22 protein-coding genes are annotated in these 23,510 nt (G+C 70.7%); 15 read left to right on the forward strand and 7 right to left on the reverse strand.

All coding sequences use genetic code 11. The annotated features are described in order from the left end of the window. Window positions 1-24 precede the first annotated feature (24 nt). Window positions 25-825, reverse strand: a complete 801-nt coding sequence (pyrF, locus tag CBQ26_RS04430) for an orotidine-5'-phosphate decarboxylase (protein WP_088247348.1) — start codon at window positions 823-825, stop codon at window positions 25-27. An 84-nt stretch (window positions 826-909) separates the two neighbouring features. On the opposite strand from pyrF, the gene CBQ26_RS04435 reads away from it, so the two are divergent. Next, window positions 910-1,770 (forward strand): DUF1028 domain-containing protein, encoded by an 861-nt coding sequence (locus CBQ26_RS04435; protein WP_088247349.1) that lies wholly within the window; start codon window positions 910-912, stop codon window positions 1,768-1,770. An 82-nt stretch (window positions 1,771-1,852) separates the two neighbouring features. Further along, on the forward strand, window positions 1,853-2,320 hold the full coding sequence (locus tag CBQ26_RS04440) for an Rrf2 family transcriptional regulator (protein ID WP_088247350.1): 468 nt from the start codon (window positions 1,853-1,855) through the stop codon (window positions 2,318-2,320). A 77-nt stretch (window positions 2,321-2,397) separates the two neighbouring features. Here the strand turns inward: CBQ26_RS04440 and CBQ26_RS04445 are convergent, their stop codons facing one another. Continuing rightward, complete coding sequence (locus tag CBQ26_RS04445) at window positions 2,398-3,060, reverse strand: hypothetical protein (RefSeq protein ID WP_088247351.1); 663 nt, start codon at window positions 3,058-3,060, stop codon at window positions 2,398-2,400. A gap of 156 nt (window positions 3,061-3,216) precedes the next feature. On the opposite strand from CBQ26_RS04445, the gene CBQ26_RS04450 reads away from it, so the two are divergent. The 3 genes from CBQ26_RS04450 (at window position 3,217) to CBQ26_RS04460 (ending at window position 6,780) form a co-directional block, all read left to right on the forward strand. Continuing rightward, window positions 3,217-4,350 (forward strand): N-acetylmuramoyl-L-alanine amidase family protein, encoded by a 1,134-nt coding sequence (locus CBQ26_RS04450; protein ID WP_229844239.1) that lies wholly within the window; start codon window positions 3,217-3,219, stop codon window positions 4,348-4,350. 262 nt (window positions 4,351-4,612) lie between these two features. Continuing rightward, window positions 4,613-6,115: a 4-alpha-glucanotransferase gene (gene malQ / locus CBQ26_RS04455; RefSeq protein ID WP_088247352.1), complete on the forward strand. Its 1,503-nt coding sequence runs from the start codon at window positions 4,613-4,615 to the stop codon at window positions 6,113-6,115. 92 nt (window positions 6,116-6,207) lie between these two features. Then, window positions 6,208-6,780 (forward strand): cob(I)yrinic acid a,c-diamide adenosyltransferase, encoded by a 573-nt coding sequence (locus tag CBQ26_RS04460; RefSeq protein ID WP_088247353.1) that lies wholly within the window; start codon window positions 6,208-6,210, stop codon window positions 6,778-6,780. A gap of 56 nt (window positions 6,781-6,836) precedes the next feature. Here the strand turns inward: CBQ26_RS04460 and CBQ26_RS04465 are convergent, their stop codons facing one another. The 5 genes from CBQ26_RS04465 to pdxR form a co-directional block, all read right to left on the reverse strand. Further along, window positions 6,837-7,643 (reverse strand): ion transporter, encoded by an 807-nt coding sequence (locus CBQ26_RS04465; protein WP_088247354.1) that lies wholly within the window; start codon window positions 7,641-7,643, stop codon window positions 6,837-6,839. Further along, on the reverse strand, window positions 7,640-8,803 hold the full coding sequence (locus CBQ26_RS04470; protein WP_088247355.1) for a glutathionylspermidine synthase family protein: 1,164 nt from the start codon (window positions 8,801-8,803) through the stop codon (window positions 7,640-7,642). Before CBQ26_RS04470 ends, CBQ26_RS04465 begins: the two co-directional genes overlap by 4 nt. After that, window positions 8,800-8,964 carry a hypothetical protein gene (locus CBQ26_RS21730; RefSeq protein WP_172417913.1) on the reverse strand — a complete coding sequence of 55 codons (165 nt, stop codon included), beginning with the start codon at window positions 8,962-8,964 and terminating at the stop codon, window positions 8,800-8,802. The genes CBQ26_RS04470 and CBQ26_RS21730 overlap by 4 nt, the downstream gene beginning before the upstream one ends. Before the next feature lie 73 nt (window positions 8,965-9,037). Further along, window positions 9,038-9,406, reverse strand: a complete 369-nt coding sequence (locus CBQ26_RS04475; RefSeq protein ID WP_088247356.1) for a hypothetical protein — start codon at window positions 9,404-9,406, stop codon at window positions 9,038-9,040. Continuing rightward, the gene (gene pdxR / locus CBQ26_RS04480; protein WP_088247357.1) at window positions 9,403-10,932 is read right to left on the reverse strand and encodes a MocR-like pyridoxine biosynthesis transcription factor PdxR; all 1,530 of its coding nucleotides are present in this window, start codon (window positions 10,930-10,932) and stop codon (window positions 9,403-9,405) included. Before pdxR ends, CBQ26_RS04475 begins: the two co-directional genes overlap by 4 nt. Here pdxR and CBQ26_RS04485 point away from each other — a divergent pair. The 10 genes from CBQ26_RS04485 (at window position 10,931) to CBQ26_RS04530 (ending at window position 23,495) form a co-directional block, all read left to right on the forward strand. Beyond that, the gene (locus CBQ26_RS04485; protein WP_229844238.1) at window positions 10,931-11,419 is read left to right on the forward strand and encodes a GNAT family N-acetyltransferase; all 489 of its coding nucleotides are present in this window, start codon (window positions 10,931-10,933) and stop codon (window positions 11,417-11,419) included. The two genes, pdxR and CBQ26_RS04485, sit on opposite strands and share 2 nt — an antisense overlap. A gap of 133 nt (window positions 11,420-11,552) precedes the next feature. Then, on the forward strand, window positions 11,553-12,173 hold the full coding sequence (locus CBQ26_RS04490; RefSeq protein WP_088247359.1) for a DJ-1/PfpI family protein: 621 nt from the start codon (window positions 11,553-11,555) through the stop codon (window positions 12,171-12,173). After that, window positions 12,170-12,793, forward strand: a complete 624-nt coding sequence (locus CBQ26_RS04495; protein ID WP_088247360.1) for a pyridoxamine 5'-phosphate oxidase family protein — start codon at window positions 12,170-12,172, stop codon at window positions 12,791-12,793. Before CBQ26_RS04490 ends, CBQ26_RS04495 begins: the two co-directional genes overlap by 4 nt. Further along, a complete protein-coding gene (locus CBQ26_RS04500) occupies window positions 12,790-13,680 on the forward strand; it encodes a DMT family transporter (RefSeq protein ID WP_088247361.1) in 891 nt (296 codons plus the stop codon). Before CBQ26_RS04495 ends, CBQ26_RS04500 begins: the two co-directional genes overlap by 4 nt. Before the next feature lie 176 nt (window positions 13,681-13,856). Next, the gene (locus CBQ26_RS04505; protein WP_088247362.1) at window positions 13,857-15,140 is read left to right on the forward strand and encodes an acetylornithine/succinylornithine family transaminase; all 1,284 of its coding nucleotides are present in this window, start codon (window positions 13,857-13,859) and stop codon (window positions 15,138-15,140) included. A gap of 382 nt (window positions 15,141-15,522) precedes the next feature. Next, entirely contained in the window at window positions 15,523-17,163 is a 1,641-nt protein-coding gene (locus tag CBQ26_RS04510) for a VanW family protein (RefSeq protein ID WP_244897982.1), read from the forward strand. A 414-nt stretch (window positions 17,164-17,577) separates the two neighbouring features. Then, on the forward strand, window positions 17,578-19,278 hold the full coding sequence (gene ilvB, locus CBQ26_RS04515; protein WP_172417954.1) for a biosynthetic-type acetolactate synthase large subunit: 1,701 nt from the start codon (window positions 17,578-17,580) through the stop codon (window positions 19,276-19,278). Further along, window positions 19,275-19,901, forward strand: a complete 627-nt coding sequence (ilvN, locus tag CBQ26_RS04520; RefSeq protein WP_172417914.1) for an acetolactate synthase small subunit — start codon at window positions 19,275-19,277, stop codon at window positions 19,899-19,901. Before ilvB ends, ilvN begins: the two co-directional genes overlap by 4 nt. A 125-nt stretch (window positions 19,902-20,026) precedes the next feature. Continuing rightward, the gene (gene ilvC / locus CBQ26_RS04525) at window positions 20,027-21,037 is read left to right on the forward strand and encodes a ketol-acid reductoisomerase (RefSeq protein WP_088247365.1); all 1,011 of its coding nucleotides are present in this window, start codon (window positions 20,027-20,029) and stop codon (window positions 21,035-21,037) included. A gap of 133 nt (window positions 21,038-21,170) precedes the next feature. Beyond that, window positions 21,171-23,495, forward strand: coding sequence for a DUF11 domain-containing protein (locus CBQ26_RS04530; RefSeq protein ID WP_088247366.1), 2,325 nt, complete (start codon window positions 21,171-21,173; stop codon window positions 23,493-23,495). Window positions 23,496-23,510: the final 15 nt, after the last annotated feature.

Consider the following 23,510-nt stretch of genomic DNA (forward strand, 5'->3'; position numbering starts at 1 on the left):
GGCGGCGGGCGGGTCGCGGCCCGCCTAGGCCAGCGCGGCGTTCAGCTCGTCGCGGAAGGTGCGGGCGGCCTGCACGCTGGCCGGTACGTCCAGCCCCCGCGCGTACTGCACGCCCCGGCTGGCGCTGACCAGCGCACCGGTGCCGCCCGCGTCGAAGGCGGGGGCCAGTTGCGCCGCCGTGGCGCCCTGCGCGCCCAGGCCCGGCAGCAGCAGCAGCGCGCGCGGCATCCGGGTGCGGAACGCGGCGAGGTCCTGCGGGTGCGTGGCGCCCACGACCGCGCCGACGCTGGCGTACTCGCCGTCCTCGGCGGCGTTCAGGCGCGTGATCTCGTCGGCCACGCGCTCGCTGACGCCGTTTCCCTGAAGGTCCGCCTGTCCGGGGTTGCTGGTCTTCACGAGCACGAACACCGCGCCGCCACTGGCGCGGGCGGTGTCCACGAAGGGCGTCAGGGTCTCGAAGCCCAGGAAGGGGTTGACGGTCAGGGCCGCGCCCGCGTGCCGGCCGGTCAGCCAGCCCTGCGCGTACGCCTGCGCGGTGCTGCCGATATCGCCGCGTTTGGCGTCCAGCAGCACGGGCAGGCCCAGCGTGCGGGCGGCGGCGCACACGTCCTCCAGGATGTGCAGTCCTTCCAGGCCCAGCGCCTCGTAGAACGCCAGTTGCGGCTTGACGCACGCGGCGTACGGCGCGGTCGCCTCCAGCACGTCCAGGGTGTGGGCGCGCAGGTGCGCGGCGTCCCGGTACGCGTCCAGGCGGGGGTCCAGGCCCACGCACAGGCGGGTGTTCAGGCGGCGGGTTCGGTCGGTGACGGCCTGCGCGAAGTTCATCGGGTCCGAGGCTACCGCATCTGCCCCCCGGCCCGTCCGGGCACCCTGACCGGACGCCCCCGCGCAGACGGTACGCTGACACGCATGACCTTTTCCATCGTGGGCCGCGACGCCCGCACGGGCGACCTGGGCGTGGCCGTCGCCAGCATGTTCCTGGCGGTGGGCGCGCTGGTGCCGTTCGTGCAGGCCGGCGTGGGCGCCGTCGCCACCCAGAGTTACGTGAACCCCACCTTCGGCCCGGAAGGGCTGCGCCTGCTGGGCAGCGGCCTGGACGCGCCGGCCGTCAGCGCGCACTTCCAGGCGACCGACCCCGGCATCGCGCAGCGGCAGTTCGGACTGGTGAGTGCCGGTGGCGGCAGTGCCACCTTCAGCGGCCCCGACTGCCACGCCTGGGCGGGCGGGTACGCCGGGCCGGATGTCGCCATCCAGGGCAACATCCTGGCCGGGCCGGGCGTCGTGACCGCCATGCGCGCCGCCTGGGAGGCCGGGCCGGACCTGCCCCTGCCGCGCCGCCTGCTGGCCGCCCTGATCGCCGGGGACGCGGCGGGCGGGGACCGCCGGGGCCGTCAGTCGGCCGCGCTGCTGTGCGCCGGACCGGGGCGCGGTTACGGCGGCCTGACGGACGACTGGGTGAACCTGCGCGCCGACGACCACGCCGCCCCCTGCGCGGAACTGGCCCGCCTGCTCGACATCCACGACCTGCTGTTCACCCGCCCCGAGAGCACGCGGCCCCTCATGCCGGAGCAGCTGGACTGGCTGCGTGCCCTGCTGGTCCGTCAGGGGTACGCGACGGCCCTGCCCGCCGGACCCTGGGACGCCGACACCGAGGCGGCCGCCTGGGCGCTGTTCGGCACCGAGAACCTAGAGGAACGCTGGGTGCCCGGCGGTCAGGTGGACCCCGTCGCGCTGGCGTACCTCCAGCAGCGGTACGGCGCGGAGGGGTGATGCGGGCCTGAACCTGTAGCCATAGCCCCTTCCCCCATACCCTGGGGCGGTGTGGGCGGCGCGGCGCGGTACACTGCCTGCCATGCGGCTTTCAGCCACCGACGTGTACGCCTTTCAGGCGCTGGGATTCCTGGGCACCCAGGACCCGGCCCGCTGGGTGTCCAGCGAGGAGATCAGCGAATCGACCGGCGTTCACCGCCCCTACCTGGTGCGGATCCTGGCGGCCCTGACCGCCAAGGGCGTCGTGAAGAGCAAGAAGGGCATCGGCGGGGGGTACGCGCTGGCGCGGCGGCCCCAGCTGATCAGCCTGTGCGAGGTCGTGCGCGCCATCGACGGGCCGGTCGCGCCGCTGTCGTGCATCAGCCTCAACTGGCACGAGCACTGCCCCGAGGAGGACCGCTGCCACGCCCGCAGCACCATCTATACCCGCATGCGCGACGCCATGCTGGGCGTGCTGCAGGAATTCAGCGTGCAGGACCTCGTGACCGACGCGCAGCAGGGTGTCAGTTACGGCCACTGCCTGGGCCACCTCCTGAAACCCAACGCGTAGGAGCAGGTGAACAGTTGAAAGTCGATGGTTGATGGAGGGGCATTCCTTCCATCAACCATCGACTTTCACCCATCAACCTACTTCAGGTACGGTTCGAAGCGGTTTCGGTTGCTGCTGTCGGGGTCCTCGGTGGCGCGGACGACCGAGCGGGCGCTGAACACCAGCAGCAGGCGCCCGGCGGGGGCGGCCGTGTCGGCGCGCAGGGTGCCCTGGTTCACGCGGTACGGGCCGGCCAGCATGGCCTGCATGGTGCTGGGATCGAAGGCCAGCGCGGCGCCGGTCATGGCGGGCTTGGCGGCCTTCACGCCGCCGCGCGCGGTCACGAAGCCGCTTTTCACGTTCAGGGTCATGCTGGGCGCGCTGAGGTCCGTGAAACGCGCGTCGTTGTACGTGACGCCGCCCGTCGCGGTGACCGTCCCGGCCTTCAGGTCGTACGTGACCTGCGCGGCCTTCAGGGTGCCGCCCTGCCTGGTGGTGATGGTCGCGTCCTGCGCGCTCAGCCGCTGCCCCGGCTGCAACTGCATGCGGGCCGCCGTGAGTTTCACGCCGCGACTGTCGGTGGCGGTGCCGCCCTGCGGCAGGTCGGTCGCGCCGGTCTCCAGGTTCAGGTTCTGCGGGCCGCGCGGCGTGACGTTCAGGCCGCCGAACGTGACGGCCTGCGCGCCGCCCGCCGCGAGGGTCAGGGCGGTCAGCGCGCCGGTCAGCAGGCGGGCCAGGGTGGGGGAGGGGGAGCGCTTCATGCGGCTTACCGTAGCGGGCCGCGCACTGAGCGGCGTGAGGAGAGCCGTCAGGTTCGCTTCAGCCCTCCTGCCGGACCCGCCGGTTTCTCATACAGGGGCCATCCGCCTCATGCACTCCTATCCGCTGCGGTGCGTGGCGGCGCTACACTCCGCGCAGTGAAGCTGCCATCTCTCCTGTCGGCCGGTCCCCGGAAGGCCCTGATCCTGCTCTCCCTGCTGGGCGGCCTGACGCACGCGGCGCCCCGCGTGGGCACGCACGACGGGTACACCCGGCTGGTGTTCGACCTGCCCGGCCAGGCCGCCGTGACCAGCACGGCGAAAGTCGCCGCGCAGTCCGTGACCGTGAAGCTGGGCGCGACCCTGAAGAGCGAACAGGGACCGCTGAACGCGCCGGGCGTCACCGCGTACGCCGTGTCCGGCGGAACGGTCACCGTCACCCTGGCCGCCGGGCATTCCAGGGCCAGCAGCAGTGTCCTGCCCGCTTCCGGCGGCCAGCCGGCCCGGCTGGTCATCGACGTGCCCACCACGGCGGCGGCCCGTCCGGCTGCTGCTGCGGCGCCGGCCCGCCCGGCGACGGTCGTCCGGCCGGCCGCCACCTCGGCACCCACCCGGCCGCGCGTGGTACTCGATCCCGGTCACGGCGGCACCGACCCCGGCATGGTCAGCCGCTGGGTGACCGAGGAGGACGTGACGCTGGACGTGGCCCTGCGCACCCGCGCCGAACTGCTGCGCCACGGGGTGGAGGTCGTCATGACCCGCGACTCGGACCGGCACCTGAGCGCCAACAAGACGCAGGACCTGGACGCCCGCGCCCGCATGGCGAACAACGGCACGGTCAGCGCCTTCGTGAGCATTCACGTGAACGCGGCCGGGGCGTCCGCGCAGGGCATCGAGACGTTCTACTTCGGGCAGCCGCTGGGCGGCAGCAACCGCAGCCTCGCCGTCCGCGAGAACGGCGGAGGCAGCCTCGGCGAGGAACTGACCCGCAAGGCCGCCAGCACCGCCCAGAACCTGCTGGGCGACATTCTGGCGCAGGCGAAGATCGCCTTCAGCCGCCAGCTGGCGCAGAAGGTGCAGTCGCGGCTGGTGGCCGGGACGGGCGCCGTGAACCGGGGCGTGCGGACCGACGCCTTCTACGTGATCCGCAACCCGACCACGCCCGCCATCTTGGTCGAGCTGGGCTTCGGCACGCACCCGGCCGAGGGGCCGAAACTGGCGACCAGTGCGTACCGCGAGCAGCTGGCGCAGTCGCTGGCCCGCGCGATCCTGGACTTCCTGCACACCAAGTGACGGCCGGCGGCACGGACGCCTGCGCGCGGTCGGGCCGCCCCCTGCTGGACGGTGCGGAAGCGGCCGGTGGCCCGCTGCGGGTTTCCTCATGGAAGATGACGGAAGCTGTGAGACACGCTACTATCGGTGACAGTCAACTTGGAATCACTTCCATTGCGTTCCGTCCGGTCAGCCCGTAGCCCCTCAAGAACGACCCGCCGCTTTCCCGCTGCACTTCTGCCGGCACTGCCGCCGCGCGGCCCGGCCCAGGAGGTTTTCCCGCATGACCATCACACGCTCCAGCGGCGTCCTGCTGCACCCCACCAGCCTCCCCGGCCCCTACGGCATCGGTGAACTCGGCGCGCACGCCCGCGCCTTTGTGGACTGGCTCTCCCGCGCCGGCCAGAAGTACTGGCAGGTCATGCCGCTCGGCCCCACCGGCTACGGCGACAGCCCCTACCAGGCGTTCAGCGCCTTCGCCGGAAACCCCTACCTGATCGACCTGACCGCCCTGCGCGAACACGGCCTGCTACAGGACACCGACTTCAACGCCCTGCCGGACTTCAACCCCGACAAGGTCGACTTCGGCCAGCAGTACGTCTGGCGCAACCAGATGCTGGGCCGCGCCTACGCCCACTACGCCTTCGGCGGCGCCCAGCACCTGAAAGCCGACTTCGAGGCCTTCAAGCAGCAGGAAGCCGCGTGGCTCGACGACTACGCGCTGTTCATGGCCCTCAAGGACGCGCACGGCGGCCTCCCCTGGAACGCCTGGGAGCCGGCCACCCGCGACCGCCACCCCGACGCCCTGGCCGCCGCCCGCGAGCAGCTGACCGGCACCACCGAACGCGTGAAGTTCATCCAGTTCCTGTTCTTCCGCCAGTGGACCGTGCTGCGCCGCTACGCCGCCGAGAAGGGCATCCAGATCATCGGGGACATCCCGATCTTCGTCGCCATGGACTCCAGCGACGTCTGGGCCAACCGCGACCAGTTCTACTTCGACGACCAGGGCCAGCCGACCGTCGTGGCAGGCGTCCCGCCGGACTACTTCAGCGAGACCGGCCAGCTGTGGGGCAACCCGCTGTACAACTGGCAGGCCATGCAGGACACCGGCTTCCAGTGGTGGATCGAACGCTTCCGGGGCAGCCTGAACCTGTTCGACCTGATCCGCATCGACCACTTCCGCGGATTCGCGGCCAGCTGGGAAATCCCGTTCCCCGCCGACACCGCCATCCACGGCCAGTGGGTGCCCGCCATGGGCCACGAGATGTTCACGGCCGTCCGCGAGGCGCTGGGCGTCCTGCCCATCATCGCCGAGGACCTGGGCGTCATCACCCCCGACGTCGAGAAACTCCGCGACGACTTCGGCTTCCCCGGCATGGCCGTCCTGCAGTTCGCGTTCGGCGGCGGCGACTTCAGCGTGAACGACTTCCTGCCGCACAACCTCCGCGAGAATCAGGTCGTGTACTCCGGCACGCACGACAACGACACCACCCGCGGCTGGTGGGTGCACGCCAGCGAACAGGAAAAACACAACTTCCGCGTGTACACCAGCAGCGACCCCGCCGAGGACACCTTCGCCGCCCAGCTGACCCGCATGGCCTTCGAGAGCCGCGCCGCGCTGGCCGTCGTGCCGCTCCAGGACCTCCTGAACCTCGGCACCGACGCCCGCATGAACCTGCCCGGCACGACCGGCGACCACAACTGGACCTGGCGTTACCGCGCCGCCGACCTGCGCCCCGACGTCGCCAGCAGCCTCAGGGAACTGACCGAAGCCACCGGACGGTAAAAACCGGAGAAAGTTGAAGGTTGATGGTTGATAGAGGGTCGCCGGACCTTCCATCAACCATCAACCGTTCACCATCCACTACCCTGTGGGCTATGAAGCTCTACACCAAGACCGGCGACGGCGGCACCACCGGCCTGTACGGCGCGGACCGCGTCAGCAAGGCGAACATCCGCGTGGAAGCGTACGGCACCGTCGACGAACTGAACAGCGCCATCGGACTGGCCCGCGCGCACAACACCCGCAGCCACAAACCCGACCCGGCACTGGACGCCGATCTGGAATACCTCCAGAACGCCCTGTTCGACGTCGGCGCCGACCTCGCCACCCGCAGCGGCACGCCTTACGAGAAGAAGATCACCCGCATGGACGAACAGGACACCGCGTTCATCGAGGCCATGATCGACCGCTACCAGGAAGCCGCGCCGCCCTTCACCGGCTTCGTCCACCCCGGCGGCACGCCCGCCGCCGCCAGCCTGCACGTGGCCCGCACCGTCGCCCGCCGCGCCGAACGCGAGGTGATCCGCCTGCTGCACGAGGAGGACGCCAACACCCACGTGCAGGTGTACCTGAACCGCCTGTCGGACCTGCTGTTCGTCATGGCCCGCGCCGCCAACCAGGCCGCCGGCATCGAGGAACACGCCTGGCTGGTCAAGGGCCGCCGCTGAGACAGTGACTGGAAGGGGGCGACGCGCCTGTGCCGTCGCCCCCCTTCGTCACGCGGTTACTCCAGCGCCTTGCCGCAGTGCGGGCAGCAGGCCACCGTCTCCTGCTGGCGCAGCCGCGCGAGTTCCTCGGCGAACCCGCTGGCGATCATGCCCGCCGGGAGGGCCACCATGCCCACCCCGAACAGCATGATCAGCCCGGCCGCCGCCTTGCCCAGCGGCGTGGCGGGGTACACGTCCCCGTACCCGGTGGTGGTCAGGGTCACGACCGCCCACCACAGCGCCTGCGGGATGCTCTCGAAGCCCTTCGTACCCGCACTGGATTCGACCTGATACAGCAGGCTGGCGGCGATGAACACCAGCACCAGCACGATCAGCACGGTGGAGATCAGTTCCCCGGTCCGCTGGCAGATGACCCGCCCGATGAGTTGCAGCGAGTCCGAGTAGCGGCCCAGTTTGAGCAGGCTCAGGAGTTTGAGCAGGCGCAGGCCGCGCAGGCTGGCCATGGCGGTCGTGGCGGGCACCATGAGCGAGACGAGCACCAGCAGGTCGATCAGCGGGAGTGGCGACGTGGCGTAGCGCAGGTACGACCGGGCGCTGCCGTCGAATCCGGGCCGCAGTGGCGTGACGTACAGCCGCCCCAGGTACTCCAGGCCGAACACGAACGCGCACACGTAGTCGAAGATGCGGATGGCCCGGCCGTACTCGCGCTGCACCTCGGGCACCGTGCCCGCGATGGTCACGGCGATGGTGAGCAGGATCAGCGTGACGAGCAGCGCGTTGAACGTCCGCTCGGCGGGCCCCGCGCCGTCGCTGGGGTCCAGGAACGAGTGGAGTTTCTCCCGGAAGGTCGTGGGCGCGGTCATGCGGGCAGCACCACGTGCGGGGCGAAGGTGGCGCGGTTGTCCGTCACGCGCGAGCGGCCCTCGCGGATGCCCAGGCCGCACACCTCGTCCCCGGCCACCCACACGCCCAGCACCGGGTAACGCGGGCCGTCCGGGGCCTGCGCGGTGGGCAGCTCGGTGTACGCCTGTTCCACCACGGGCAGGTCGGCGTACGCGCCGGGCGTGCTGGCCTCGCCGGGCAGCTGCACGTTCTGTCCCTCGCGGGAGTACAGCGGCTTGCGCACCACGTCCGCCCCCAGCGCGCCGGGCGTGAGGGTCGCGGGCAGCAGGTTCGGGTGGCCGGGGTTCAGTTCGTGCAGCAGCGCCAGCAGGCCCTTGCTGCCGGTCACGGCCTTCCACAGCGGCTCGATGAAGCGCGTGCCGGTGCTCGCCAGGAACGCCGAGTCGCGGGATTCCCACGCGAACTCGAACGGCCACAGCCACATCAACTGCCGCAGCGGCAGACTCCAGGTGTCCAGCAGGTACGCCTCGGTGGGACTGGTGCCCAGGTCCTCGGTGAAGATGAACGACGTGCGCAGGCCCGCCGCCCCGGCCAGTTCGCGCAGGTACGTGACGGTCGCGGCGTCCTCGTCCACGCGGGCGGAGCTGAAGGCCACCTCAGTCAGGCCCCGCGCGGCCTTCAGGTGCGCCCACTGCTCGGTCAGACCCTCGTGGATGGTGTTCCACTGCGTCGCCCCGGCGGGCAGCTCGCCCCGCGCGATCTGATCTTCGAGCCACTGCCACTGACTGACCGCCGCCTCCAGCAGACTGGTGGGCGTCTGCGCGTTCACCTCCAGCAGCTTCACGCCCCCGCGCCCATCGAAGGCGAGGTCCAGGCGCATGTACACCGTGGGATCGTCGCGCTCCCAGGAGTCCCGCACGGCGCTGTGCAGGAACGCGGGGATGCCCAGTTCGGCCAGCCGCCCGCGTTCGATGGCGTGTCCGGTCGCCTCCAGCACCAGGGTCGTCAGCTCCTGGCTGGCCGCGCGCAGGTGCTCGATCTGCGCTGGCGTGAAGGCGTAGTACCCGTCCTCGCTCCAGTACGGCACCGGATGCTCCGGCGTGGGCGCGTACCACGTGAACCCCACCTCGCGCAGCCGCGCCTCCCAGTCCGGGCGGGGGGTGACGGTGCGCCGGATCATCCGCCGGACCCGCTGCCGGTGCTGGCCGCGCGGCTGGTCGTCCGGGAGGCCACGCCCGCCGCGTCCGGCCGGTTCACCTGCTGCGCGGGCCGGTCCGTGCAGGACGTGGTCAGCGTGGGGAGGAAGGCGGTCATCAGGGGCCACTTGAATTCTCTGGACATGGGGACTCCGGCGCGCGCCGTGGGCGGCGAGCGGCAAGGTGCAGGTGGGACGAGGTCGGCGAGCGACGCGGGCTCAGCCGCCGAAGCTGCCCGAGCGGCTGCTGGACATGAAGCCGCCCCGGCTGACGGGCGCCTTGAAGTTGCCGTACGAGCCGCGCTTGCTGTCGTAGGTCAGGCCCGTGCCGGACACCTTGCCCAGGCGGTCATAGCCGACGTAGCGGGTGGTGCCGCTCAGGACCCGCACGTACGGGCCGTAGTACCCGCCGCCGCTGCGGGACACGCAGGGGTTGCTCAGGCCCCGCTCGATCAGGACGCGGTTGGCGATCAGGCACTGCTCGTAACTGCCGTACGTGGTGCGGGAGTACCGGTCCAGGTCGTTCCCGCAGGAGGCCAGCAGGGCGGGCAGCGCCGCCAGCAGTGGCAGGGTGAAGGACTTGCTCATGCGTCAGAGTACGGCGCGAGTCCCGCGCGGGTTGCACACCTTCGCACGGCGCCCGCGATCACCCGTCCGCCCGCCGCCGCCTGCGCCGCGCTGAGGCCCCCGTGCCCCAGCAGCAGCGCGTTCGGGGCCTCGCCCAGCGTGTAGGTGTCCAGCGTGGTGACCTGCACGCCCTGCGCGGCCAGCGCCGCCGCCACGTCCCGCGCCGGGATCGCCGGGTGGAGGTGCAGGCAGACGTGCAGGCCCGCCTCGATGCCGCCCAGGTGCGCCAGTCCGTCCAGGCCGTTCAGAGATTCGGTCAGCGCCGCGCGGACCTGCGCGTGCCAGCGGCGCGAGCGGCGGATGTGCCGGTCCACGTGCCCGCCGGTCAGCAGGTGCGTCAGGGCCGCCTGAACCTGCACGGGCGGCCCGAAGTCCAGCAGCGTCCGCGCCCGCACCAGCCGCGAGAGCAGCAGCGGGGCGGCCACCACGAACCCCGTCCGCACCGAGGGAGTCAGGACCTTACTCAGCGTGCCCAGGTACAGCACCCGGCCCCCCGCCCCCGTCTGCGCCGCCAGCGCGGCGAGTGGTGGCAGCGGGGGCGCGCCATAGCGGAACTCGCCGTCGTAGTCGTCCTCGACGATCAGCGCGTCGTGCCGCGCCGCCCACTCCAGCAACGCCAGCCGCCGGGGCAGGCACATGCGGCCCCCCAGCGGGAACTGGTGGCTGGGGGTCACGTACACCAGCCGCGCGGTGGGCGTGTCCACGTTCACGATCAGGCCGTCGGCGTCCACCGGCACGGGAACGACCTCGTGCCCGGCGTCCAGCAGCACCTGCCGCGCCGCGCGGTACCCCGGATTCTCCATCAGCACCCGCGACCCCGGCGGCAGCAGCGCCCGCACGATCAGGTTCAGGGCGTGCAGCGTCCCGCCCGTCACGAGCACGTCCTCGGCCTGCGCGCCCAGCCCGCGCTGCCGCCCCGCGAACGCCGCCAGGGCTGCGCGCAGCCGCTGCTCGCCCGCCGGGTCGGCGTAGTCGCCGCTGACGTCCTCGCGCGCCGCGTCCGCCCAGGCCTGCCGCCACGCGCGGCGGTCCAGGGTGGCGGTCCCGGTCACGCCCACCCGGAAGTCCAGCCCCGGCCGCGCGCCCGGCCCGTCCACCGGCAGTGGCGGCATGACCGGCAGCCACGCCGGAACGCCCGACGCGCCCACCGGGACCTCCGGGGCGGGCGCGGGTGTCTCGTCGCGCACGCGGGTGCCGCGCCCCACCAAGGATTGCGCGGTGCCGTCCGCGAGGAGTTCTGCGTACGCCGTCTCCACGACGCCGCGCGTGACCCCCAGCGTCCGGGCCAGCGTGCGGGTGCCGGGCAGCGGCGTGCCGCCCGGCAGCAGGCCCGACAGGACCGCCTCACGAATCTGCCGGGCCAGTTGCGCGTGCAGCGCCTCGGTGTGGTCGCGGCGCAGGTCCAGTGGGAAGGGCAGCTCGTCCGTCCGGGCCGGCAGTGGCCCCCGCAGGTCAGCGGAAAGTGGAGCTATCGAGGGGGCCACCATGCCCCGTAGTGTAACGCCCATGACCGAGCCCCGCGACATCCACCCCATCCCGCCCGCGCAGGCGCACTTGGCCCTCCCGGCCCTGCGTGCGCTGCGGCCCGACTCGCCGCACACGGCCACGCCGGACGCCCTGCGCGCCTTCCTGAACACCACCGGACCCGAGGGCTACGCCTTGGTCGGCGCCTTCGAGCCGGGCCGCGAGGAGGCCGCCGCCGTCGCCGGGTACCGCGTCATGCACCTGCTCTGGGCCGGACGCACCCTGTACGTGGACGACCTGAGCACTCTCCAAGGTGCCCGTGGACGCGGCCATGCCCGCGCGCTCCTGCACTGGCTGGAAGGCCGCGCCCGCGACCTGCACTGCGCGGAACTCCACCTTGACTCCGGGGTGGGGGAGACGCGCCACGCGGCGCACCGCCTGTACCACCGCGCCGGGATGAACGTCACCGCGCACCACTTCAGCCTCCCGCTGGGTCGGGGGAAGGCATGACGCGGCGTCCGTCTGTTTCGTTCACAACCCGGAACACCACCGGGTTGCTCACTTCACGCCCGTACGCCGCTGTACTCCCACTCGCATCCGCTCGGATTGAGCTGGTTTTGCAAACCATTCAATCGGAGTTGATATGACCCGCACCGTCGGTATCCTGATCTTCGACGGCATCGAGGTTCTCGACCTGGGCGGCCCCTTCGAGGTCCTGAGTGTCGCCACGCGACTGGCCGGGCGCGACGGCGAGGCGGCGCCCTTCCAGCCGGTCCTGATCGGCGCGTCGGGTGCCCCGGCGGTCGGGCGCGGGGGCTTCCGGGTGCTGCCGCACGCCACGCTGGACGATCACCCGCCGCTGGACGTGCTGATCGTGCCCGGTGGCGTGATGGACGCGCCACTGGCCGACCCGCGTGTGCGTGAGTGGGTGCGGGCGCAATCAGCGCGGGTGGAGGTCCTGGCCTCCATCTGCACCGGCGCGTTCCTGCTCGCCTCGGAGGGCCTGCTGGACGGGCGGCGCGCCACCACCCACTGGGAGGATCAGGTGGACCTGCAGGCGCAGTTCCCGGCGTTGACGGTCGTGCCGGACGTCGCCTGGGTGGACTCGGGCGCGGTGGTCACGTCGGGCGGCATCAGCGCGGGCATCGACATGACCCTGCACCTCGTGGAGCGGCTGCACTCGCGCGCGCTGGCCGAACGCACGGCCCGGCAGATGGAATTCCGCTGGTCTGGTCAGGGGCTGCGGGACGGGGTGAACCCGTGACCGGCTTCTACGACCCCGCGCAGCGCGACCCCAGCGTCAGTCGCCGCCCGCAGAACCGCCGCGACGACGCCTGGATCGAGGACCTGCTCTTGCGCGTGCCGCTGGGCCGCGTGGCGACCGTGTACCGCTCCGGCGACGGCCGGGTGTGGCCCTTCGTGACGCCGCTGGCCTTCGCGTACCGGCCCGAAGCGCGGGACCTCGTGTACCACACGAACGTCGTGGGCCGCCTGCGCGCGAACACCGAACAGGCCGAGGCAGAGGGTCACCCCGCGACCTTCGAGGTCACCGAGACCGGCGCGCTGCTGCCCAGCAACTCCCCGCTGGAGCTGAGCGTGCAGTACCGCAGTGTCATCGTGTTCGGCACCGCCCGCCTCCTGCACGGCGAGGACGCCCGCGCGGCCCTGACCACCCTCAGCGAACGGGTCTTTCCGGGGCTGCGCGTGGGCACGCACACCCGCCCCATCACGGACGCCGATCTGGCCCGCACGGCCGTCTACGCCCTGAGCATCGAACGCTGGAGCGGCAAGGAGAACTGGGCGGACGGCGCCGCGCAGGAGGACGGCTGGCCCGCGCTGCCCGCTCACCTCGCCACTCCGTTGCTGCCTGGGAGCCGCGCGTGACCCGCCGCGACGCGCTGGACATGTTCCTGCTCTCGGCGTTCTGGGGCGTGTCGTTCCTGCTGATCCGCCTGAGCGGCGAGGTGTTTCCGCCCGTGTGGGTGGCGCTGCTGCGGTCCGTGTTCGGCGCGGCGGTGCTGCTGGTCGCGCTGCGGCTGGGTCGTCACAGCCTGCCGCCCGCGCGGCTGTGGAAACCGCTGCTGCTGGTCGCGCTGTTCAACAACGTGATCCCCTGGTCGTTCTTCGCGTGGGGCGAGCAGACCGTCAGCTCCAACATCGCGGCGATCATCAACGCCACCACGCCGCTGTTCGCGCTGCTGATCGGCCTGACCCTGCGCGACACCCGCCTGAGTGGCCTGACGCTGGGTGGCGTGCTGCTGGGCATGGGCGGCGTGGCCCTCACGGTGTCCGGCGGGCTGGGCGGCGGGCACGCCACGCTGCACGGCGTGGTCATCCTGCTGCTCGCCAGCCTGGGGTACGCGGTCGCCACCACCATCGCCAAACGCACCCTGGGCGGCCTGAACCCGGTGGGTCTGGCGACCACGCAGCTGGGCCTCAGCAGCGTCATCCTGCTGCCCGTCGCGCTGATCGGCCCGGCACCCGCGCCGCTGACCGTCACGGCCCTGGGCGCCGTGGCCTTCCTGGGCGTGGTCGGCAGCGGACTGGCGTACCTGCTGTACTACGGCCTGCTGGCGCGCGTCAGTCCCACCCAGGTCACGGCCGTCACGTACGCCCTGCCCGTCTGGGGCCTGGGCTGGGGCGCGCTGGCCGGAGAGCCGGTAGGGGCACTGTCCGTGCTGGGCGTGCTCGTGGTCCTCGCCGGGCTGGGGTTGATCAACCTGCCGCCCCGCGCAAAGCCGGTGCAGGGGGCCGTGAAGCCGGGGGCCTGAACCGCCTCCGGGCATGACCGGCCGTCCTGGCGTATGAAAGGCTTACTCGTACATTTTCCTGTCATGTGCCATGATCGTGTGGGCTGGACACCCACAGACCACCCGGCCCCGCAGGGCCTACACTGTCGCATCAACCGCGCCCCGGCCGGGCGCGCACACCACGGAGGACACAGAGCATGACTGGAGCACCCACCCACCCGCAGAGCAAGTGGCTTGAAGCCGAACTGAAGTACGACAGCCGCGTCGTCGGCAAGCACGAGGTCGTCATGACCCGCGGCCTGGGCGCGACCGTCTGGGACGAATCGGGCCGCTCGTACATCGACTGCGTGGCCGGGTACGGCGTCGCGAACGTCGGCCACAGCCACCCGGACGTCGTGCGCGCCGTCAAGGAACAGGTGGACCGCCTGATGGTCATGCCGCAGAGCCTCCCCAACGACAAGCGCGCCGAGTTCCTGACCGAACTGGTCGGCGTGACACCCGCCGGACTGGACCGCGTGTTCCTGTGCAACAGCGGCACCGAGGCCATGGAGGCCGCCAAGAAATTCGCCATCACCGGCACGGGCCGTAAGCGCTTCGTCAGCATGAAACGCGGCTTCTCGGGCCGCAGCCTGGGCGCGCTGGCCTTCACCTGGGAACCCAAGTACCGCGAACCCTTCGGGGACGCCGTGGACAACCGCAACGTGGACTTCGTGACGTACGGGAACATCGAGGAACTCCGCGCCGCCGTCACCGAGGAGACGGCCGCCGTGATCCTCGAGGCCGTGCAGGGCGAGGGCGGCGTGCGTCCCGCCAGCCTGGAATTCATGCAGGAAGCCCGCCGCATCACCCAGGAGAAGGGCGCGCTGCTGATTCTCGACGAGATCCAGACCGGCTTCTGCCGCACCGGGAAGTTCTTCGCCGCCGAGCATTACGGCATCGTGCCCGACGGAATGACGCTCGCCAAGGCCATGGGCGGCGGCATTCCCATCGGCGCGTTCGTCATGACCCAGGACGTCGCCGACCGCATGCCGGCCGGCGGGCACGGCGGCACCTTCGGCGGGAACCCCATCGCCATGGCGGCGGGCGTGGCGACCATCCGCGCCATGAAACGCGAGGGCATGGCCGAACAGGCCCGCGAGAAGGGCGAGTACTTCATGGAACGCCTGCGCGCCATCCAGAGCCCCAAGATCCGCGAGGTGCGCGGCCTGGGCCTGATGATCGGCGTGGAACTGAAAGAAAAGAGCGCCCCGTACATCCACGCGCTGGAACACGACGAGGGCGTCCTGGCCCTCCAGGCGACCCCGCTGGTCGTGCGGTTCCTGCCGCCCATCACCATCAGCCGCGAGCAGATCGACGCGGTCGTGGCCGCCTTCGAGCGCGTGCTCAGCGGCGTGAACCCCCGCGCCGAACGGCAAGCCCAGCTGGCCGCGCAGGCCGCTGCCGGCGAGACCGCGCAGGGCGAGGCCGTCCAGACCGAGTAGGCAATGCGTCCCTGATGATACGGACTCCGATTGAATGGGCTGCAAAGCCCGTTCAATCCGAGCGGATGCGAGAAGGAGCAACACGGGTTCCGGACGTGGAGCCGGCAATCCGGTGAAGTTCCGGATTGTTGGCGAAACAAACGGAATCCGTATGACACCACCCCTGGCAGGTCTGGCGGGTGGTGTTCTCACGTCTGGTGCCGGACGGCCCGGCAGGGGTGTACACTTCCTTACATCGTCAGGAACTTAATGAACGTGGGTGTGCCGGGGGGGAAGGTGACTTTCCCCAGTCACAGCGGCGTGAATTTCCTTACACTGTACGGCGATGAAGTACTGGGTAGCAGGGATAACGGCCGTCGCACTCCTCGGAGGGGCGCTCGCCATGGGTGTCGCGACCCAGTCGAGCGGGACCATCGCGCCGGGTCTGAGCATCGCGGGCGTGGACGTGGGCGGCCTGACGCGCGAACAGGCCCTCGCCGCGCTGGGTGACCGGGTGGCCGCCGCGCCGCAGGTGACGGTCAGCGCCGGCAGAAGCAGCTGGACGGTCAGCGCCGCGACACTCGGCTGGCGGGCCGACGCGGAAACCAGCGTGCAGGCCGCGCAGAAGATCACCACCGAACGCGGCGTGCTGGAACGCCTGCAGGGCATGGTCGGCGCCGCACCCCAGCAGGACATTCCCCTGACGGCCGCCGTGGACGCCGCGCAGGCCCGCGCCGCCCTGAACGCCCTGACCGCCGGCCTGAACACCGCGCCCCGCAACGCCAGCGTGTACTTCGACAAGGCCAGCAAGCGGTACGCCGTGAAACCCGGCGTGACCGGCGTGAAGGTCAACGTGGCCGGCGCCGTCACTGCGTACGTCGCCAATCCTGCCCTGACCAGTCTGGCCGTCGCGGTGGCCGAACAGGCCCCCCAGTACACCACCGAGGCCCTGAACGCCCTCGTGAAGCAGGGCAACGCGCTGGCCCGTCCGTTCACCGTGACGCTGGGCAGCACCGGCCGCACCGGCACCCTGACCGCCCTGCAGGTCGCGGACCTGTACTGGGTGCGCGAGACCGGCATCGTCCCGGACGAGAAGACCCTGAAGGCCGCGTTCGGCCGCCTGACCACCTTCATCGACCAGCCCGCGCAGAACGCCCGCTACGCCCTGAAAGGCACCCAGCTCGTGAAGGTCCCGGAGAAGGCCGGGGTGGTCACGGATCGCGCCGCCGCGTACGCCCTCTTCCGCAAGAGCGTGCTGGACGCCGCGCAGAAGTCGGCGGTGTTCCCCAGCCGGGCCGACAAGCCCACCCTGACCGTGGCGAACCTGCCGGCCGCCAGCGAGTTGCAGCTGATCTCGGTCGGCAAGAGCACGTACTACGGCAGCAGCGCCGCGCGGCGCACGAACGTCATGAACGCCGCCGCGAAGATCAACGGCGTGGTCGTCCCGGCCGGGCAGGACTTCTCGTTCCTGAACGCCCTGGGCGGCATCAGCGAGCAGAACGGCTTCGTGGGCGGCCTGATCATCAGCGGGGGCCGCACCGTGGACGGCCTGGGCGGCGGCGTGTGCCAGGTCAGCACCACCGCCTTCCGCGCCCTGTACCAGGCGGGCCTGCCGGTCGTGGAACGCCACCAGCACTCGTACCGTGTCGGCTACTACGAGCCGCAGGTGGGCTTCGAGGCCGCTGTGTACGATCCGGGCCTGGACCTGAAACTGAAGAACGACACGGGCGCCCCCATCCTGATCAAGACCATCAACAACAACGCCACCAGCACCCTGACGGTCGAGGTCTGGGGCATCAAACCGAAGCGGACCGTGACGGTCAGTCCGGCCGTCATCACGGCCCGCGTGGCGCACCCCGGCCCCAAGTACGTCGTGAATCCCGGCCTGCGCCCCGGCACCGTGCGGCAGGTGGACTGGGCCGCCGACGGGTACAGCCTGTACATCACCCGCACCATCAGGGACGCCGCAGGCACCCGCAGCGACCGGGTCAGCACCGTGTACAAACCCTGGCAGGCGGTGTACGAGACCGGACCCAGGAGTTGACGGCCGAAGCTTGATGGTTGATGGAATCGAACTCCATCAACCATCAACTGTTGACCTTCAACCCAGCGCACGAACGTCCGTTTGTTCCCGGCGCCGGAACGCCCGGCGGTCTAGACGCTGCTTGCACCCGGTTCAGGCAGCGGCCTATGGTGTAGGCATGAGTGCGCAGATCGTGGTGGTACTTCTTAGCATCGGGGGTTTCCGAGGCTAGGCGTCCGCGCCACTTCGCACACCCCCGCCCACCAGCGGGGGTTTTTCATTCTCGGGAGGGCACGGCAGTCCAGCAGTTCCAGAAAGCAGGTCCAGCAGGCAGGTAAGCGGTAGGAAGCAGGGAAGCGGTAAGGAGGAGTCATGAGTTCAGACAGCGCGAACGACCAGACGAAGCAGGAACCCGGCCAGACCGGGCGGGGCGACATGAACGGCGCCAAGGCCCTGTGGGCCACGCTGGCCAGCCACGGCGTCAGCACCGTGTTCGGCTACCCCGGCGGGGCGATCATGCCCGTGTACGACGCCCTGACCTACTACCCGGAAGTCCGGCACGTCCTGGCCCGCCACGAGCAGGGCGCCGCGCACGCCGCAGAAGGCTGGGCCAAGGCGACCGGCGAGATCGGCGTGTGCATGGCCACCAGCGGTCCCGGCGCCACCAACCTCGTGACCGGACTGGCCGACGCCATGCTCGACAGCGTGCCGCTGCTGGCCATCACCGGGAACGTCGCCTCGCACCTGATGGGCACCGACGCCTTCCAGGAGGCCGACATCACCGGCATCACGCTGCCCATCACCAAGCACAATTACGTGGTCCGCGACGTGCAGGACCTGCCGCGCATCGTGGCGGAAGCCATCCGCATCGCCCGTTCGGGCCGACCGGGCCCCGTGCTGGTGGACATTCCCAAGGACATCCAGCTGGCCCCCTACCACGGCGAGATTCCCGTCCCGCACGCCCGCCCGGAAATCCCGGCGCCCAGCCAGGACGCCATCGACCGCGCCCTGGAACTGATCCGCGCGGCGCAGCGGCCCGTGATCATGGTGGGCGGCGGCAGCCTGGACGCCGCCGCCGAGGTCACCGCCCTGGCCCGCGCGTGGGACATCCCGGTCATCACGACCCTGATGGGCCTGGGCGCCTTCCCCAGCAGCGACCCCCTGTGGCTGGGCATGCCCGGCATGCACGGCAGCGTCGCCGCGAACCGCGCGATCAGCGAGGCGGACGTCCTGATCGGCATCGGCCTGCGCTTCGACGACCGCGTGACGGGCCGCGTGAACGGCTTCGCGCCGAAAGCCAGCATCATTCACGTGGAACTCGACGCCGCCGAGATCGGCAAGATCATCCGCACGCACGTCCCGGTGCGCGGCGACGCGAAGGTGGCCGCGCAGATGCTCGCGCAGGGCGCCCGGCCCCTGGACCGCCCCGAGTGGAAAGCGCAGGTCGAGGAGTGGAAGTCCCGCACCCAGCTGCCCGACCACTGGGGCGCCGGGTACGCCGTGAAGGCCGTCGTGGACCGCCTGCGCCCGGACGACATCCTGAGTTCCGACGTGGGCCAGCACCAGATGCTCGCCGCGCAACTCGCCCGTTTCGAGAAACCCCGCCGCTGGATCAACTCCGGCGGGCTGGGCACCATGGGCTTCGGGTTTCCCGCCGCGATCGGCGCCGGCATGGCCGAACCCGGCGTGCGCAGCGTCGTCATCGCCGGGGACGGTGGGTTCCAGATGACCGCGCAGGAACTCGCGACCCTCAGGATGTATGACGTGCGGAACGTCAAGATCTGCATCATCAACAACTCGTTCCTGGGCATGGTCCGCCAGTGGCAGGAGATGTTCCACGGCAAACGCTACTCCGAGGTCTGGCTGGGCGACTCCAACCCGGACTTCATCAAACTGGCCGATGCGTATGGCGTGCCCGGCTACCGCGCCAGCAGCGCCGAGGAACTCCCGGCCGCCATCGACGCGTGGCTGGCCGACCCGAACAGCGCCCTGCTGGAAGTCGTCGTGCCGCACGAGCACGCCGTGTTCCCCATGGTCCCGGCCGGCGCGGCGCTGTACGAGATGCTGGAAACCGAACCCGCCCGCACCCCCGGCCCCGACATGGCCGAGGTGGCCGAGGAGGCCCGCAACGCATGACACAGGCAACCATTCCCCACCAGCACGAACCCAACCCCGAACAACTGCTGTCCATCCTGGTCCGCGACGAACCCCGCGTCCTGACCCGCATCACGGCCCTGTTCGGGCGGCGCGGCTACAACATCAAGAGCCTGTCGGTCGGCAGCACCGAGCACCCCGGCGTGTCCCGCATGACCATCGTCGTCAGCGGTGACCGGGGCGTGGTCGAGCAGGCCATCCGGCAACTGGAGAAACTGCACGACGTGGTCCGCATCATCGACCACAGCCTCGAGAAGTACGTGGACCGCGAACTGGTCCTCGTGAAGGTCGCCATCACGCCCGAGAATCGCGTGGAGGTCCGCCAGATCGCCGAGGACTTCCGCAGCCGCATCGTGGACGTGGGCCGCCACGCCCTGACCTTCGAGGTCACGGGCGACGAGGGCAAACTGACCGCCTTCATCGAGCAGATGCGTCCCTTCGGCATCCTGGAAACCATGCGTACCGGCCGCATCGCCCTGACGCGCGGCAGCAACGCCGACATTCCCGGCCACGTGTACCACGGCGAGACGCAGGCCCTCCGGCCCGCCGTGCAGATCGAACAACCCCGCGAGGAACGCGCCCGTGAAGTCCCCAACCTGTTCTAGGTCGATGGTTGAAAGGTGATAGTCGAAAGAAAATCCATCAACCATCAACTATCGACCATCAACCCTCTCTAACCCGCCTAGCCCACACCCTGCCCCCACTCACTTTCTGTAGGAGAATCCCCAACATGGCTGCAAAAATGTACTACGACCGCGACGTGAGCACCGCCCCCATCGAGAACAAGCTGATCGCCATCATCGGCTACGGCAGCCAGGCGCACGCGCACGCGCAGAACCTCCGCGACAGCGGCTTCAACGTCGTCGTTGGTCTGCGTGAGGGCAGCGCCAGCCGCGCCAAGGCCGAGCAGGCCGGACTGCGCGTCGCCAGCATCGAGGACGCCACGAAGGAAGCGGACGTGGTCATGCTCCTGATCCCCGACGAGCAGCAGCCCCGCGTGTACGAGCAGAGCATCGCCCCGAACCTCGCGGACGGTAAGGCCCTGGCCTTCGGTCACGGCTTCAACGTGCACTTCGGCCGCATCACGCCGCCCGCCGGCGTGGACGTGTTCCTCGTGGCGCCCAAGGGCCCCGGTCACATGCTGCGCCGCGTCTACGCCGACGGGGCGGGCATGCCCGGCATCTTCGCCGTGCAGCAGGACGCCACCGGCAAGGCCCGCGAAATCGCCCTGGCGTACGCCAGCGGCATCGGCTGCACCCGCGCCGGCGTGCTGGAAACCACCTTCAAGGAAGAAACCGAGACGGACCTGTTCGGCGAGCAGGCCGTGCTGTGCGGCGGCGTGACCCACCTGATCCAGTCGGGTTTCGAGACGCTCGTCGAGGCCGGCTACCAGCCCGAGATCGCCTACTTCGAGACGCTGCACGAGGTGAAACTGATCGTGGACCTGATCTACGAGAAGGGTTTCGAGGGCATGCGCCACAGCATTTCCAACACCGCCGAGTTCGGTGACTACGTGACCGGGCCGCGCGTCGTGACGGCCGAGACGAAAGCCGAGATGGGCCGCGTCCTCCAGGACATCCAGACCGGCAAGTTCGCCGAGCGCTTCATCGCGGACGCCGAGGCCGGCTTCCCGTTCATGGAGGAGCAGCGCGGCAAGATGCGCGGCCACACCCTGGAAGTCGTCGGGAAGGAACTGCGCGACCAGATGCCGTTCATCACCAAGAAAGCACTCGAAGTCTAAGCACCCGAAGTTCAGGGGCCGGGCATTCCGTGAAGGGAGGCCCGGCCGCTGTGCTGTACCTCGGCGCCCCCGGTGGGGGAGTGCGCAGATGTGAGGAATTCGACATGCGCCGCCGCTTAAGGTGAGAGGCACCATGCGCCTGCCCCCATACCTCCCGAGGACCCTGCCGCTCCTGCTGGGAACGCTGCTGACCTTCCTGGCGCTGCCGGGAAGCGCGTCGGCGCAGCAGGCGTTCGGTTCGCGCTACGCGAACACCGCCACGAACGGCGACATCGTCCTGATCGGGAACGTGAACTTTCACTGCCTGACGGTTGCGCCCGCCACCGCCGCGCAGATCACGGCCTGCAACACCGCCCGGTCCGGCGGGACCGTCACCAACAACGGCGTGTACATGCAGGCCGTGGATACCGACACGGACCCCCTGACCACCAACTCCAGCTCCGCCACCCTGACGCTGGGCAGCGGCAGCAGCGTCCTGTTCGCCGGGCTGTACTGGTCGGGCGTCAGCAGCAGCGCCGCCAACCGCGCCGCCGTGCGTCTCGCCACGCCCGCCACCGCCGGCAGCAGCGTCGCGCTGACCGCCACGAGCACCAGCTTCATCGGGAGCAACTACCAGTCGTTCGTGGACGTCACGGCCCTCGTGCAGGCCGGCGGCAGCGGCCGGTACACCGCCGGGAACGTCGCCAGCACGGCCGGCAGCAACAACTGGGCCAGCTGGACGCTGGTCGTCGCGTACCGCAACCCGGCCCAGCCGACCCGGAACCTCGCAGTGTTCGACGGATTCCTCCAGGCGAACAACGCCGCCGTTCCGGTGGACATCTCGGTCAGTGGGTTCATCACGCCCAGCGTCGGCACGGTCAGGAGCACCATCGGCGTCGTCGCGTACGACGGGGACCGTGGCTCCCAGGAGGGCGCGTCCGCCAACCCGCAGGGCAGCCTGCGCTTCGGGCCGACCACCGCCACCCTGAACACCGTGTCGAACACCGTCAACCCGGTCAACGACGTGTTCAACTCGACCATCTCGGTCACGACGGGCGCGGCCGGCGGCGGCACCGACGTCACCGGGGGCCGCGACCCCACCTTCACGAACACCCTGGGCGTGGACATGGACACCTTCACGCCCAACACGCCCCTCCCGAACGGCAGCACCTCCGCCGTGGTCCGCGTGATCGGCACGAACAGCGATGTGATCTTCCCCGGTGTGATCACCCTCGCCACCGAGATCTTCGTCCCGAACATCAAGGACGCCCTGACCAAGACCGTCACGGACCTGAACGGCGGCGCCCTGATTCCCGGCGACACCCTGGAGTACGAACTGGTGATCCGCAACCAGGGCAACGACGGCGCCCTGAACGTCATCCTGACCGACCCCATCCCGGCCGGCACCACCTACCTGCCGGGCTCCATGACCGTCACCGGCGCGAACGCCGGAGCGAAAACGGACCTGGCGGGCGACGATCAGGCCGAATTCGACGCGGCCGGGAACCGCGTGGTGTTCCGCCTTGGAACCGGCGCGACCGCCGCCACGGGCGGGTCGGTCCTGCCCAACGAGGAAAGCCGCGTGCGCTTCCGCGTGACCGTGAACGCCGGCACGCCCGGCGGCACCGTCATCGACAACACCGGCACCGTCAACTACCGCCAGCAGACCCTCGGCACGGCCGTCTCGGACACCAGCGACAGCGACCCCGTCGCCGCCGGTGACCAGCCGGCCCGCGTGACCGTCGCCGGGCCGGACCTCAGCGTCACCAAAACCCACACCGGCAGTTTCCGCACGGGCGTGCCCGGCACGTTCACGCTGCGCGTCTCGAACGCCGGACCTGCCCCCACGACCGGCACCGTCACCCTGACCGACACCCTGCCCGCCGGCATGACCGCCCAGAGCGTCAGCGGCCCCGGCTGGACCTGCACCGTGTCACCGCTGCGGTGCACCCGCACCGACCCCCTGACCGCCGGGAACAGCTACCCGGACGTGACCCTGACCGTCCTCGTCAGTCCGGCCGGCACGTACACCAACGCCGCCAGCGTGAGTGGAGGGGGGGAGGCCGCCGCGCAGACCAGCAACAACGCCGCCACCGACACCGTGACCGTGACCGCCCAGCCGCCCGTCGTGGTCCTCACCAAGAGCGTGCGGAACGTCACGCGCGGCGGCCCGGCCGGCACCACGTCCGGCGCGCTGCCCGGCGAGATCCTCGAGTACTGCATCGCGTACCGGGTCAGTGACGGCGACGCCGTGAACTTCGTGCTGCGCGACACCTCACCCCCGCAGACCCTCCCGCAGCCCGGCGCGTACGGCGCGGGCCTGGGCCTGCTCGTCACGCGGCCCGCCGGGACCGTGACCCTCACCTCGGCCGCCGACGCCGACGCCGGCAGCATCGCCGGGCAGGACATCAACGTGCGCCTGGGCGCCGCGCCCGCCGGCGAGACCGGCAGCGTCTGCTTCCGCGCCAGCGTCCGCTGAGGACGCCGGCCCTTC

Source organism: Deinococcus indicus, assembly GCF_002198095.1.
GTDB classification, from domain to species: Bacteria; Deinococcota; Deinococci; order Deinococcales; family Deinococcaceae; genus Deinococcus; species Deinococcus caeni.

What these genes read in the sequence shown, in the direction of transcription:
- ilvC (WP_088247365.1), top strand. Translation starts at nt 20,027, where the DNA reads ATGGCTGCAAAAATGTACTACGACCGCGACGTGAGCACCGCCCCCATC.
- CBQ26_RS04485 (WP_229844238.1), top strand. Translation starts at nt 10,931, where the DNA reads ATGCCCCGTAGTGTAACGCCCATGACCGAGCCCCGCGACATCCACCCC.
- CBQ26_RS04465 (WP_088247354.1), bottom strand. Translation starts at nt 7,643, where the DNA reads ATGACCGCGCCCACGACCTTCCGGGAGAAACTCCACTCGTTCCTGGAC.
- CBQ26_RS04435 (WP_088247349.1), top strand. Translation starts at nt 910, where the DNA reads ATGACCTTTTCCATCGTGGGCCGCGACGCCCGCACGGGCGACCTGGGC.
- ilvN (WP_172417914.1), top strand. Translation starts at nt 19,275, where the DNA reads ATGACACAGGCAACCATTCCCCACCAGCACGAACCCAACCCCGAACAA.
- pyrF (WP_088247348.1), bottom strand. Translation starts at nt 825, where the DNA reads ATGAACTTCGCGCAGGCCGTCACCGACCGAACCCGCCGCCTGAACACC.
- CBQ26_RS04510 (WP_244897982.1), top strand. Translation starts at nt 15,523, where the DNA reads ATGGGTGTCGCGACCCAGTCGAGCGGGACCATCGCGCCGGGTCTGAGC.
- malQ (WP_088247352.1), top strand. Translation starts at nt 4,613, where the DNA reads ATGACCATCACACGCTCCAGCGGCGTCCTGCTGCACCCCACCAGCCTC.
- CBQ26_RS04505 (WP_088247362.1), top strand. Translation starts at nt 13,857, where the DNA reads ATGACTGGAGCACCCACCCACCCGCAGAGCAAGTGGCTTGAAGCCGAA.
- CBQ26_RS21730 (WP_172417913.1), bottom strand. Translation starts at nt 8,964, where the DNA reads ATGTCCAGAGAATTCAAGTGGCCCCTGATGACCGCCTTCCTCCCCACG.
- CBQ26_RS04440 (WP_088247350.1), top strand. Translation starts at nt 1,853, where the DNA reads ATGCGGCTTTCAGCCACCGACGTGTACGCCTTTCAGGCGCTGGGATTC.
- CBQ26_RS04460 (WP_088247353.1), top strand. Translation starts at nt 6,208, where the DNA reads ATGAAGCTCTACACCAAGACCGGCGACGGCGGCACCACCGGCCTGTAC.
- CBQ26_RS04530 (WP_088247366.1), top strand. Translation starts at nt 21,171, where the DNA reads ATGCGCCTGCCCCCATACCTCCCGAGGACCCTGCCGCTCCTGCTGGGA.
- CBQ26_RS04475 (WP_088247356.1), bottom strand. Translation starts at nt 9,406, where the DNA reads ATGAGCAAGTCCTTCACCCTGCCACTGCTGGCGGCGCTGCCCGCCCTG.
- CBQ26_RS04470 (WP_088247355.1), bottom strand. Translation starts at nt 8,803, where the DNA reads ATGATCCGGCGCACCGTCACCCCCCGCCCGGACTGGGAGGCGCGGCTG.
- CBQ26_RS04490 (WP_088247359.1), top strand. Translation starts at nt 11,553, where the DNA reads ATGACCCGCACCGTCGGTATCCTGATCTTCGACGGCATCGAGGTTCTC.
- ilvB (WP_172417954.1), top strand. Translation starts at nt 17,578, where the DNA reads ATGAACGGCGCCAAGGCCCTGTGGGCCACGCTGGCCAGCCACGGCGTC.
- pdxR (WP_088247357.1), bottom strand. Translation starts at nt 10,932, where the DNA reads ATGGTGGCCCCCTCGATAGCTCCACTTTCCGCTGACCTGCGGGGGCCA.
- CBQ26_RS04445 (WP_088247351.1), bottom strand. Translation starts at nt 3,060, where the DNA reads ATGAAGCGCTCCCCCTCCCCCACCCTGGCCCGCCTGCTGACCGGCGCG.